We start from the raw sequence: 11,883 nt of genomic DNA, 5'->3' as shown, positions 1-11,883 counted from the left end.
TACGGCGGGGACCGGATTCGGCGGGAACTCGGCGAGCACGGCGGCCTTATAGTGCCAGGATGCCGGAAACGGCCGCCGTGAGCCTTGCGGAGCGCCCGAACATGAAGGCCATTGCCCTGAAGAGCGTGCTGTTGGTGGCGGCATTGCTGGTGCCTACGGCCTGTGCGGAGCGGATAGCCGACTGTCAACCCGCAGATGGGAGCACATCGTTCGCCGGTGCGGTGCGGTGCTCCTCGGACTCCGACACCGCGGATGTTGCCTTGGAACATGAGGAGGTTCGCGCGATCGACACCGAGCCGGTGCTCAGCGTGGCGCCGCCGCAGCGACGGAAGGCGCGCCCCGCCGCGCACGTGCATTCCATGGAGTGACATGGGCCCCGGCCTCCCGGAACCCGGCATTGCCAATGTGTGTTGGACCAACGCAACAACGGCGGGTGATTCCATGCAGACGGCCAACATCCACGATCCCTCGAGCATCGAGAGCGTCTACCCACGAAGCGCCTTCGACACCGACGCGCGGCAGAACGCGCGGGACAAGGAGACGGTGGAGCACGGGGTGATGATCCTGTCGATGCCGGACGCCAACGGGAATTTCTCGCTGAAGCCTTCCCAACGTCATGTCGGCGAGCCGGCCACGACGACCCATTCGGTTTTTCTATCGCCAACGCTGGAAAGTTCGGAGTATGGAGCGCTCATTCCGAGTGACACCGGCTATGACGGTCCGATCGAGCCGGCTGAGGCTCCCAAAACGTCCAGCGATCCGTACCGGTCTTTCGTGGAATCGCTGATCCAGGCCGCCCGTGACGCGGATTTTCCGCCGCCGCCGCCTGCTGAAAGCCTGAAGGGATTCCGCGGAGGCTGAAGAATCGGAGAGCAGAGGGCGGCCAGAGTCGCCCTCCTCGCTTCCTCCTGACATTATTTTCCATAATCTTGCTTATACGATTTTGATGATCCGGCAGGGCCTGTTCCCTTTTCTCGCTGTGACGGGTCGGCTAAGGTCGCTGTCCCGTCCCATCCCGCTGCCGAAGAAGACTTTCCCATGGCCCGCAACATCGACCGCCTGATCGACGTCATGGCCCGTCTGCGCGACCCCAACGGCGGATGCCCGTGGGATCTGGAGCAGACCTACGCCACCATTGCGCCGCACACGATCGAGGAAGCCTATGAGGTGGCCGACGCCATCGAGAAAGGCGACATGCCGGCGTTGCGCGAGGAACTGGGCGACCTGCTCTTTCAGGTGGTCTATTACAGCCAGATGGCCCGCGAGGAGAACCTCTTCGACTTCGACGAGGTCGCCGGCGTCATCGCCGACAAGATGATCCGACGCCACCCGCACGTCTTCGGCGCCGAGGAGGTCAAGGGCGCCGACATGCAGACCTCGCGTTGGGAGGACCACAAGGCGGCCGAGCGTGCCGCCAAGGCCGCCGAGGAAGGCCGCGCCCCGTCCGCCCTGGAGGGCGTGATCGCCGGCCTCCCTGCCCTTACCCGCGCCCTGAAGCTGCAGAATCGCGCGGCCCGCGTCGGCTTCGACTGGACCGACGCGCGGGACATCCTCGACAAGATCGAGGAGGAGGTCCGCGAGTTGCGGCATGAGATGGACAGCGGCTCCGCCCCGGACCGGGTGGCCGACGAACTGGGCGATCTGCTCTTCGCTCTCGTCAACCTCGCCCGCCGCCTGAAGGTCGAGCCGGAATCGGCGCTGCGCGGCACCAACGCCAAGTTCGAACGCCGCTTCCACCGCATCGAGGCGCTGCTGTCCTCGCAGGGCCGCACGCCCAAGGAGGCGACGCTGGAGGAGATGGAGGCCTTCTGGCAGCAGGCCAAGCGCGAGGAACGCGGGGAGTCCTGACCCTCCCTCATCGCGCCGCGCTGGTCTCCAGCAAGGCCAGAAGGCCGGCCAGCAGATCGGTCGGCCGCGGCGGACAGCCGGGGATGCGCAGATCGACCGGCAGCACCTCCTCCACAGGACCGACGCAGGCGTAGCCGCCGGCGAACAGCCCGCCGCTGACCGCGCAGTCGCCGCAGGCCACCAGCCATTTCGGGCCGGGGGTGGCTTCCCAGGTGCGGACCAGCGCCTCGCGCATGTTGCGGGCCACAGGGCCGGTGACCAGCAGGACGTCGGCGTGGCGTGGCGAAGCGACGAAGCGGATGCCGAACCGTTCCAGGTCGTAGATCGGGTTGTTCAGCGCGTGGATTTCTAGCTCGCAGCCGTTGCAGGACCCCGCATCGACCTCGCGGATCGACAGGCTGCGGCCCAGCCGGGCCTTGGCGGCCTTGTCCAGCTTTCCGGCCAGCTCGGCCAGGGCCGGATCAGAGGGAGCCGGGGCGGCTTCGGTGACCGGGCCGCCGGTCAGGGAGGTCAGGATGTGCTTCAGCATCGGCGGCCTCCTTACAGGTCGTGTCCGGCGTAGGAACAGTTGAACGACTTGTTGCACAGCGGGAAGTCGGCGACGATGTTGCCGCCGATGGCCGCCTCCAGCAACGGCCATTGGAACCAGGACGGGTCGCGCGGATGGCAGCGGGTGACGACGCCCTCCCCGTCCAACCGCACCCAGGTCAGGATCTCGCCGCGGAAGGATTCGACCAGGGCCATGCCCTCCCCGCCCCGCCCGGCCTCCAGCGCGACCGACGGATGGTCCAGGCCGCGGGAGACCGCTGGCAGGCGGGCCACGATCTGTTCGATCAGCGACAGAGATTGTTCCACCTCGCGGATGCGCACCCAGACGCGGGCGTTCACGTCGCCCTCGGTCAGCACCGGCACCTCGAAAGTCAGCCCGTCGTAGGGCGCGTAGCCGGGGCTGCGGCGGGCGTCCTGGTCGCGGCCGGAAGCGCGCCCGACATGACCGCCGGCGCCGAAGCGGGTGACCAGCTCCGCGGACACGAACCCGGTGGTGACCGTGCGGTCCTGCAAGGACGCCTTGCCGTCATAGATGGCGACCAGCGGCGGGAAGCGCTTGCGCAGTTCGGCCACCAATTCCAGCAGCAGGCCCGCGCCGCGCTCGGGCAGGTCGGTGGCGACGCCGCCGGGGATCACCCGGTCCATCATCAGCCGATGGCCGAAGCAGGCGTCCGCCGTGCGCAGCACGCGCTCCCGCAACTGGCTGGTCTGGGCCAGCATGAAGGCGAAGGCGGCGTCGTTGCAGATCGCCCCGATGTCGCCGAGATGGTTGGCGATCCGCTCCATCTCGGCCATCAGGGCGCGCAGCCACACCGCCCGCGCCGGCACCTCGACGCCGAGCGCCGCCTCCACCGCGCGGGCGAAGGCGAGGCTGTGCGCCACCGTCGAGTCGCCGGAGATGCGGGCGGCCAGCTTCGCCGCCTCCGCCGCCGGCCTGCCCTGCATCAGTCCCTCCACGCCGCGGTGGACGTAGCCGAGCCGCTCCTCCAGCCGGACGACGGTCTCGCCGTTGGCGGTGAAGCGGAAATGGCCGGGCTCGATGATGCCGGCATGGACGGGGCCGACCGGAATCTGGTGCAGCCCTTCGCCTTCGACCGGAAGGAAGGTGTAGGGGCCGGGGTTGGGCACCGGTGCCGCCGGCTGTTCGGACAGGGGACGGCGCACGCCCCAGGCGTCGTGGTCCAGCCACGGGCGCGGGTCGGTCGTGCGCTCCGCCACCAGGCCGTAGAGGTCGTGGGCGGCGCGTTCCAGCCGGTTGGCGGCGGGGCGCACTGTGCTCAGGCTCGGGAAGCGGCCTTGCGGGCAGTCGAGGCTGACCACCGCGACGTCGCCGGAGAAATCCTCGCGGAAGGCGGCGTGGACCGCCTTGGGCTCGCCCCACAGGCCGAGCAGGCTCCAGCCGTTGCCCGCCAACCCCTCGATCAGGCGCAGCCAGCCGTCGCGGCCCAGCCGGTAGCGCGGCCAGGGCCGGTGCCCCTCCACCGGTGTGCCGATGCGGTTCAACAGGCCGAACAGCGGTTCTTCCCCGTACATGCCGCCTCCCCTACCCCAGCAGCGCCGCGACGGTCTGGAACCACGCGACCAGCGGCCCCGGCAGCCAGACCCCCGCCACCAGAACCAGCGCCAGATGCGCGTAGAGCGGAACCAGCGTTCCCTGCACCGGCACTGACGCCACCGGGGCGCCGCTGCCCTCCACCGTGCCGGGCGCACCGAAGCACAGTTGCTGGACCCGCAGCACCAGCGCCCCGAAGGCGACCAGGATGCCGACCACCAGCGGCAGGGCGAGCAGCGGCTGCCGCGCGAAGGTGCTGGTGACCAGCAGGAACTCGCTCATGAAGACGCCGAAGGGCGGCAGGCCGGCGATGGCGACCACTCCGGCCAGCAGCCCCCAGCCCAGCGCCGGATGGCTGACCGTCAGGCCGGAAATCCGCTCGATCCGCTGCGTGCCCGTCACCTGCACGGCGTGGCCGACCGCGTAGAAGATGGCCGACTTGGTCAGGCTGTGCATCGCCATGTGCAGCAGCCCGGCGAAGTTGGCGAGCGGCCCGCCCATGCCGAAGGCGAAGGTGATGATGCCCATATGCTCGATGGAGCTGTAGGCGAAGAAACGCTTCACATCACGCCGGCGGTAGAGCATCAGCCCGGCCAGCAGCAGCGAGGCCAGCCCCATGGCGATCATCAGCGGCCCCGGCGCGATGGCCTGCCCGTTCGCCGCCAGCAGCATCTTGAAGCGCAGCACCGCGTAGAGCGCCACATTGAGCAGCAGGCCCGACAGCACGGCGGAGATCGGCGTCGGCCCTTCCGCGTGGGCGTCGGGCAGCCAAGCGTGCAGCGGCGCCAGCCCGACCTTGGTGCCGTAGCCGATCAGCAGGAAGACGAAGGCGAGATTCAGGATCGCCGGGCTGATCTTGGCGACATGCCCCATCAGCTCGGTCCAGGTCATCGCCGCCATGCCCGGCCCCATCACCGGCTGGGCGGCCATGTACATCAGGATGGTGCCGAACAGGGCAAGCGCGATGCCGACGCCGCACAGGATGAAGTATTTCCACGCCGCTTCGATGCTGGCGGCGGTGCGGTACAGGCTGACCATCAGGACGGTGGTCAGCGTCGCCCCTTCCACCGCCACCCACATGACGCCCAGGTTGTTGGCCGACAGGGCCAGCAGCATGGTGAACATGAAGGCCTGGTACATGGCGTGGTAGAAGCGCAGCTTGCGCTCGTCCAGCTTCCCTATCGCGATCTCGTGCGCGATGTAGCCGGCGGAAAAGACGCTTGTGGTCAGCCCGACGAAGGCGGTGAGCGCGATCAGGTAGATGTTGAAGGCGTCCACCACGAACAGCGCACCGCTCGACGGCTCCACGACGAACAGGGCCAGCGACGCCAGCAGCGTGATCGCGGAGAAGCCGATGTTCAGCCGCGCGCCCAGCCGGTGTCCGGGAACCAGGGCGAGGATGGCGGCGCCGATCAGCGGGGTGGCGACGATGACGGCGACGGCGCTCAATCGCTTTCCCCCCGGAAGCTCTCGATCTTCTGCATGTCGAGCGTGTCGAATCGCTCGCGGATGTGGAACAGGAAGATGCCGAAGATGATGAAGGCGACCATGACGGAGAAGGCCACAGACATCTCGACCACCAGGGGCATGCCGGCCGCCCCGACCGCCGCCAGGATCAGCCCGTTCTCGATGGACATGAAGCCGACCACTTGGCTGACCGCGTTGCGCCGCGAGATCATCATCAGCAGGCCGAGCAGGACGACCGACAACGACAGCGCCAGATTCTCGCGGGTCAGGGCGGTGGCGTCGGCGGTCACCGGCAGAACCAGCAGGATCGACAGGGTGACCAGCGACACGCCCGCCACCATGGTCAGCCCGATGCCCAACGCCGGTTCGATGGTGCGGTGGATCTTCATCTTCACGACGATGCGGTGCAGCGCCACCGGGATCAGGATGGCCTTGAGGACCAGCGTCAGCAGCGCGGTGATGTAGAGGTGCGGCTCCCCATGGGAATAGGCCTGCCACGCCGCCGTGGCGGTCAGGGCGAGCGCCTGCATGGTGAAGACGTTGAGCAGGGAGAACAGCCGCCGCTGGTAGAGCAGAGCGAAGCTCATCAGCAGGACGACGGCCCCCAGCATGTGCGCGGCGTCATAACCCAGGTCGCTCACCTCACACCCCCCGCGACACGTAGAGGAAGATGGCACCCAGCAGGCTGAGCAGCAGGGCGCCGCCGAGGAACTCGCCCACCCGGAAGACGCGCATCTTGGCGATGGAGGTCTCGAACAGCGCCAGCAAGGTGCCGCCGACGGCCAGCTTCGCTACGAAGACGACCACGCCGCCCAGCGCCGCCGCCACGCCGGACCCGGCGGTCGCCATGCCCCAGGGCGCGAAGACACAGGCGATCAGCGCCATGTAGAGCAGCATCTTGAGCATGCTCGCCGCCTCGACCAGGGCGAGGTGGCGGCCGGAATATTCCAGCACCATGGCCTCGTGCACCATGGTCAGTTCCAGGTGCGTGGCCGGGTTGTCGATGGGGATGCGCGCGTTCTCGGCGATCGCCACCATCACCAATGCGATCAGCGCCAGGGCCAGGGAGATGCGCAGCCCGACCGCACCGGACAACATGAAATCGGCGATCTCGGCGAGCGAGGTGCTGCGGACCAGGATCGCCACCGAGAAGACGATCATCAGCATGGCCGGTTCGGCGAGCGCCGCGATCATCATCTCACGCGACGAGCCGATGCCGCCGAAGCTCGTCCCCGTGTCCATTCCGGCGAGGGCCAGGAAGAACCGCGCCGAGCCGAGCAGCGCGATCAGCGCGATCAGGTCCGCCGTGGGGGCGAGCGCCAGTTGCGTGGTGAAGACCGGCACCAGCCCGGCGGCCAGCCAGATCGCCGTGAACATCATGTAGGGCACGGCGCGGAACAGCCAGGAAGCGTTGCGGGCCAGCACCACCTCCTTGCGCAGCAGCCGCAGCAGGTCCCGGTAGGGCTGGACCACCGACGGCCCCCGCCGCCCGACCAGCCGCGCCTTGACCAGCCGCACCCAGCCGGTCAGAAGCGGCGCCAGGGCCAGCACCAGAAGCATCTGCAGGATCTGGTAGAGGGTGGCGAGCAGCAGCGTCATCGTTGCGTCACCGCCACCATCACCAGCAGCACGACCAGCGCCAGGAACATCAGGGTCAGGTAGCGGCGGATGGTCAGGAACTGCAGCCGGTTGGCCTTCTCGGCCAGCCAGCCCACGGCGCGGGCCAGCGGCTCGACCACCACGACCCAGGCCGGATCGGTCCAGGTCACCGACAGGCGGGCGGGGCGCGTGTCGCCCGGCGCCGGCATGTCCACATGGTCGCGGGCGCGGAACACCGTGCTGCCGAAGGCGCGGCGGATCGGCTGGCCGAAGCTGGAGGCCGTGTATTGGGTGACCGCCGCCGGGTCCGGCCCGTCGAAGCCGCAGCCCCAGGGGATCGACCAGCGCACCCGGTCGCTCGCCTTGCGGTGGATGCCCAGCACCAGCACGACCGACAGGAGCGCGATCACCACCAACATGATCAGGCCGTTGTAGGAGTTTCCGATGGCCGAGGTCGGGGCCAGCCAGAACCACGGCTGGTAGGAGCGCCCGTCGAAGGGCCCGGCCTCCACCAGCAGGCGCAGCGCCGGCTCGAACAGGCGGATCAGCGGGGTCGGCAGGACGCCGAGAACGACGCAGAGCACCGCCGGAACCGCCATGCCCAGCCGCATCGCCCGCCCGACCTCCACCGCCTCCCCCGCGGCGCGCGACCGCGGGCGGCCCAGGAAGGCGATGCCGTAGAGCCGGACGAAGCAGGCCCCGGCGAGCGCGGTGGCAAGCGCCAGGGCGGCGCCGACCACGGCGATCTCGATCTTCAGCGACCATTCCGACAGCGCCGGAGCGTTCAGGATGGCCTGGAACAGCAGCCATTCCCCGACGAAGCCGTTCAGCGGCGGCAGGGCCGAGATCGCCGCCGCGCCGATCAGGGCGAGGACGGCGGTGGTCGGCATCCGGTGGATCAGACCGCCCAGCCGGTTCAGGTCGCGCGACCCCGTGGCGGTCAGCATGGCGCCGGCCGCGAAGAACAGCAGGCTCTTGAACAGGGAATGGTTGACCACATGGAGCAGCGCCGCCGCCAGGGCGAGCGCGGCAATCACCGGCGTGTGGGCGGCCTTGAAGACCAGCGCCAGCCCGAGCGCGATGGCGATGGCCCCGATGTTCTCGACCGTCGAATAGGCGAGCAGCCGCTTCACGTCGTCCTGCATCAACGCGTAAAGCACGCCCATCACGGCGGTCAGGGCGCCGAACCCCATGGTCACGCCGCCCCACCACCATTCCGGCTCGCCCAGCAGGTCGAACAGCACGCGGATCATCGCGTAGACGGCGACCTTGGTCATCACCCCGGACATCAGGGCCGACACATGGCTGGGTGCCGCCGGATGGGCCAGCGGCAGCCAGACATGCAGCGGCACCAGCCCCGCCTTCGACCCTGCCCCCAACAGGATCAGCACCACGACCAGCGCCGCCGCCCCGGCGTCCGGCGCGTGGGCGCGGATGGCGGCGAAACTGTAGTCGCCGTGCGCCGTCGCCAGGACCCCGAAGGCGAGCAGCAGGCAGGCCGTGCCGAAGCTCGCCATGAGGAGGTAGAGGCGTGCGGCCTTCGGCGTGTCCGGCTCCCGGTGGGTGGAGAGCACGAGCAGCCAGGAGGCCAGCGACATGAACTCCCAGGACAGCAGGAAGGTGAAGGCGTCGGCGGCGATCAGCACCATGTTCATGCCCGCCAGGAACAGCGGGTAGAGCGGCAACACCGGCCCCTCTTTGTGGCCATCCTGGTCCCCGCCGTGGGACTCGTGATGCGCCCGCTCGTACCCCCAGCCGAACAGGCTGGCCGTGATGCCGCCCAGGTTGACGACGATCAGGAAGACGGCGGACAGCGCGTCGGCGCGCAGATGGGCCTGGACCCAGGGCAGCCCGACCGGCAGGACCAGCGTCGCGTCCGGCCCGCCCTCGGCCAGCCGGAGCGCCGCCCACAGCGCGATCAGCGCGCAGGTCGCCGCCGTTCCGCCATAGACCACCGTGGACGCTTGCGGCAGCCGCCTCGCCGCGGCGCCGGCGACGGCCACAGCGAACAGGAAGGCGATTGCCGAAACGACCAGTCCCAAGGCTGCGAATCCGTTTGGATTAGACCCACAATCAGTAAGGATGTTTCTCCCAACGAACGCAAGGGGAAAAACTCTGTCGCGTTCATCTTGGGAGTGCGCGTGCCTTGGGCGCCACGCGCACAGAAAAAAGGCGGCTCACCAAATTGGGAGCCGCCGGAGTCTGTTCGGGAGGAAACGCAACCAAGTTGCAAGGGAAGATATGCGCCCGTTAAGGTTAACGACGCGTAAAGGGCGCGGGCTTTTTCTTTGGCTATACTTTTTCGCACACGGCGCGCCGCGGGTTCGCGCGTCCACTCCGGACCGGTCTCCCCGCCCTCTCCCAGATCGGCACTGGCCGAAAAGGCCCGCTTCGCGCTATAGGAGGCCCCTTCCCTTTCATCAGTCACCGGTCCTCCATGCCGTCCACGTCCATCAGCCAACGCATCGCCGACGAGCTTTCGGTCCGTGAATCCCAGGTCGCCGCGGCCGTCAAGCTGCTCGACGAAGGATCGACCGTTCCCTTCATCGCCCGTTACCGCAAGGAAGCCACGGGCGGGCTCGACGACACGCAGTTGCGCACGCTGGAGGAACGCCTGTCCTACCTGCGCGAGCTGGAGGACCGGCGCGAGGCGATTCTGTCCTCCGTCCGCGAGCAGGGCAAGCTGACGCCAGAGCTGGAGCTGCAGATCCGTCAGGCCGACACCAAGACGCGCCTGGAAGACCTCTACCTGCCCTATAAGCAGAAGCGCCGCACCAAGGCGCAGATCGCCCGCGAGGCCGGGCTGGAGCCGCTGGCCGACCGGCTTCTCGCCGATCCGTCGCTCCAGCCGGACGCCGAGGCCGCCAGCTACGTCAGCGCCGACAAGGGCGTCGCCGACGTCAAGGCGGCGCTCGACGGCGCCCGCCACATCCTGGTGGAGCGTTTCGGCGAGGACGCCGAACTGGTCGGCCGGCTGCGCGCCACCATGGCCGACAAGGGCGTGGTGACCTCCAAGGTGATCGAGGAGAAGCGGGCGGAAGGCGCCAAGTTCTCCGATTACTTCGAGTTCGACGAGCCCTGGGCGAAGGTGCCCTCGCACCGCGCGCTGGCGCTGTTCCGCGGCCGGACGCAGGGCGTTCTGGACATCCGCCTCGACCTGCCGGTCGAGGAAGGCCAGCCCCACCCGGCCGAGCGCACGATTGCCGCTCACACCGGCATCCGCGACCAGGGCCGCCCAGCCGACAAATGGCTGTCCGACGTGGTGCGCTGGACCTGGAAGCTGAAGATCGGCCCGCATGTGGAGACCGACCTGATGGGCGACCTGCGCGAGCGCGCCGAGGACGAGGCCATCCGCGTCTTCGCCCGCAACCTGCACGACCTGCTGCTGGCCGCCCCGGCCGGCCCGCGCACCACCATCGGCCTCGACCCCGGTATCCGGACCGGCGTGAAGGTCGCCGTGGTGGACGCCACGGGCAAGCTGGTCGACACCGCCACCGTCTACCCGCACCAGCCGAGGAACGACTGGGACGGCTCGATCGCCACCATCGCCGCCCTGGCGGTGCGCCACAAGGCGGAGCTGATTTCCATCGGCAACGGCACGGCCAGCCGCGAGACGGATAAGCTGGTCGCCGACCTGTTCAAACGCCACCCGGAGCTGAAGCTCACCAAACTGGTGGTCAGCGAGGCCGGCGCGTCGGTCTACTCCGCCTCCGAGACCGCAGCGGCGGAGTTCCCGAAGCTGGACGTCAGCCTGCGCGGCGCCGTCTCCATCGCCCGCCGCCTCCAGGACCCGCTGGCCGAGCTGGTGAAGATCGAACCGAAGTCTATCGGCGTCGGCCAGTACCAGCACGACGTGTCCGGCGGCAAGCTCGCCCGCTCGCTGGACGCGGTGGTCGAGGACTGCGTGAACGCGGTCGGCGTGGACCTGAACACGGCGTCGGTCCCGCTGCTGACCCGCGTGTCCGGCCTGAACGAGACGATCGCCCGCAACATCGTTGAGCACCGCGACCGCAACGGCGCCTTCCGCTCGCGCAAGCAGTTGCTCGACGTGGCGCGCCTCGGCCCGAAGACCTTCGAGCAGGCCGCCGGCTTCCTGCGCATCCGCGAGGGCGACAACCCGCTGGACACCTCGGCCGTCCACCCGGAAGCCTACCCGCTGGTCGAGCGCATCCTGAAGAAGACCGGCAAGGATCTCGGCAGCGTCATCGGCGACGCGCGCTTCCTGCGCGGGCTGAACGCCGAGGATTTCACGGACGAGCGGTTCGGCGTGCCGACCATCGAGGACATCCTGAAGGAGCTTGAGAAGCCGGGCCGCGACCCGCGACCGGAATTCAAGACCGCGACCTTCCAGGACGGGGTGGAGGAGCTGAAGGATCTCGAGACCGGCATGGTTCTGGAAGGGGTGGTGACCAACGTCACCGCCTTCGGCGCCTTCGTGGACATCGGCGTGCACCAGGACGGTCTGGTCCACATCTCGCAGCTCTCCACCACCTTCGTGAAGGACCCGCACACCGTCGTGAAGGCCGGCGACATCGTGAAGGTCAAGGTGCTGGAGGTGGACATCCCGCGCAAGCGCATCGGCCTGACCATGCGCCTGACCGACGCCGTCCCGCGCCCGGAGCGTGGCCAAGGCCGGGGGGCAGAGGGGCAGCGTGCCGAGGGGCAGCGCGGCGACGACAAGCGCCGGGATGACCGCCGCGGCCCGCCGCCCGGCAAGGGCGGCTCGGCTCCGAAGCCGGCCCCCAAACCCGCCAAGGCGCCGGAACCCATCAACAACGCCTTCGCCGAAGCCTTCGCGCGGGCGCAGGCCGGAAAGAAGCGATAAGGCCACGGCGGGCGCAGCGTGGGGCGGGTTCCGGAGCTCCGGT

General features: G+C 69.0%; 10 protein-coding genes. 4 read left to right on the top strand and 6 right to left on the bottom strand.

Annotation, left to right across the window (positions count from 1 at the left end; translation table 11 throughout):
- Positions 1-101: 101 nt before the first annotated feature.
- From FHW79_RS09190 to mazG, 3 genes are all read left to right on the top strand, one after another.
- Positions 102-368 carry a hypothetical protein gene (locus tag FHW79_RS09190; protein WP_247884246.1) on the top strand — a complete coding sequence of 89 codons (267 nt, stop codon included), beginning with the start codon at positions 102-104 and terminating at the stop codon, positions 366-368.
- 73 nt (positions 369-441) lie between these two features.
- Positions 442-861 carry a hypothetical protein gene (locus tag FHW79_RS09185; RefSeq protein ID WP_183178625.1) on the top strand — a complete coding sequence of 140 codons (420 nt, stop codon included), beginning with the start codon at positions 442-444 and terminating at the stop codon, positions 859-861.
- A gap of 177 nt (positions 862-1,038) precedes the next feature.
- Entirely contained in the window at positions 1,039-1,848 is an 810-nt protein-coding gene (gene mazG, locus FHW79_RS09180) for a nucleoside triphosphate pyrophosphohydrolase (protein ID WP_183178624.1), read from the top strand.
- Positions 1,849-1,855: 7 nt separating this feature from the next.
- Here mazG and nuoB read toward each other — a convergent pair whose 3' ends face one another.
- Genes nuoB through hyfB form a run of 6 tightly spaced genes read right to left on the bottom strand, consistent with a single transcriptional unit; the run spans position 1,856 to position 9,057 of the window.
- Positions 1,856-2,377 (bottom strand): NADH-quinone oxidoreductase subunit NuoB, encoded by a 522-nt coding sequence (gene nuoB, locus FHW79_RS09175; RefSeq protein WP_183178623.1) that lies wholly within the window; start codon positions 2,375-2,377, stop codon positions 1,856-1,858.
- A gap of 11 nt (positions 2,378-2,388) precedes the next feature.
- Positions 2,389-3,930, bottom strand: a complete 1,542-nt coding sequence (locus FHW79_RS09170; RefSeq protein WP_183178622.1) for a nickel-dependent hydrogenase large subunit — start codon at positions 3,928-3,930, stop codon at positions 2,389-2,391.
- Positions 3,931-3,940: 10 nt separating this feature from the next.
- A complete protein-coding gene (locus FHW79_RS09165) occupies positions 3,941-5,398 on the bottom strand; it encodes a hydrogenase 4 subunit F (protein ID WP_183178621.1) in 1,458 nt (485 codons plus the stop codon).
- Positions 5,395-6,057 (bottom strand): hydrogenase-4 component E, encoded by a 663-nt coding sequence (locus FHW79_RS09160; RefSeq protein WP_183178620.1) that lies wholly within the window; start codon positions 6,055-6,057, stop codon positions 5,395-5,397. The genes FHW79_RS09165 and FHW79_RS09160 overlap by 4 nt, the downstream gene beginning before the upstream one ends.
- Before the next feature lies 1 nt (position 6,058).
- The gene (locus FHW79_RS09155) at positions 6,059-7,015 is read right to left on the bottom strand and encodes an NADH-quinone oxidoreductase subunit H (RefSeq protein ID WP_183178619.1); all 957 of its coding nucleotides are present in this window, start codon (positions 7,013-7,015) and stop codon (positions 6,059-6,061) included.
- Positions 7,012-9,057, bottom strand: a complete 2,046-nt coding sequence (hyfB, locus tag FHW79_RS09150) for a hydrogenase 4 subunit B (protein WP_183178618.1) — start codon at positions 9,055-9,057, stop codon at positions 7,012-7,014. The genes FHW79_RS09155 and hyfB overlap by 4 nt, the downstream gene beginning before the upstream one ends.
- Positions 9,058-9,452: 395 nt before the next feature.
- On the opposite strand from hyfB, the gene FHW79_RS09145 reads away from it, so the two are divergent.
- Entirely contained in the window at positions 9,453-11,840 is a 2,388-nt protein-coding gene (locus tag FHW79_RS09145) for a Tex family protein (RefSeq protein ID WP_183178617.1), read from the top strand.
- Positions 11,841-11,883: the final 43 nt, after the last annotated feature.

Origin of the sequence: Azospirillum sp. OGB3, from assembly GCF_014192915.1 — a bacterium.
GTDB lineage: Bacteria > Pseudomonadota > Alphaproteobacteria > Azospirillales > Azospirillaceae > Azospirillum.
Note: the sequence above shows the minus strand (reverse complement) of the source record. Positions and strands in the feature narration are given on the sequence as shown.

Coding starts and splice junctions, on each gene's coding strand:
- FHW79_RS09190 (WP_247884246.1), top strand. CDS start 102: ATGAAGGCCATTGCCCTGAAGAGCGTGCTGTTGGTGGCGGCATTGCTG.
- FHW79_RS09185 (WP_183178625.1), top strand. CDS start 442: ATGCAGACGGCCAACATCCACGATCCCTCGAGCATCGAGAGCGTCTAC.
- mazG (WP_183178624.1), top strand. CDS start 1,039: ATGGCCCGCAACATCGACCGCCTGATCGACGTCATGGCCCGTCTGCGC.
- nuoB (WP_183178623.1), bottom strand. CDS start 2,377: ATGCTGAAGCACATCCTGACCTCCCTGACCGGCGGCCCGGTCACCGAA.
- FHW79_RS09170 (WP_183178622.1), bottom strand. CDS start 3,930: ATGTACGGGGAAGAACCGCTGTTCGGCCTGTTGAACCGCATCGGCACA.
- FHW79_RS09155 (WP_183178619.1), bottom strand. CDS start 7,015: ATGACGCTGCTGCTCGCCACCCTCTACCAGATCCTGCAGATGCTTCTG.
- FHW79_RS09145 (WP_183178617.1), top strand. CDS start 9,453: ATGCCGTCCACGTCCATCAGCCAACGCATCGCCGACGAGCTTTCGGTC.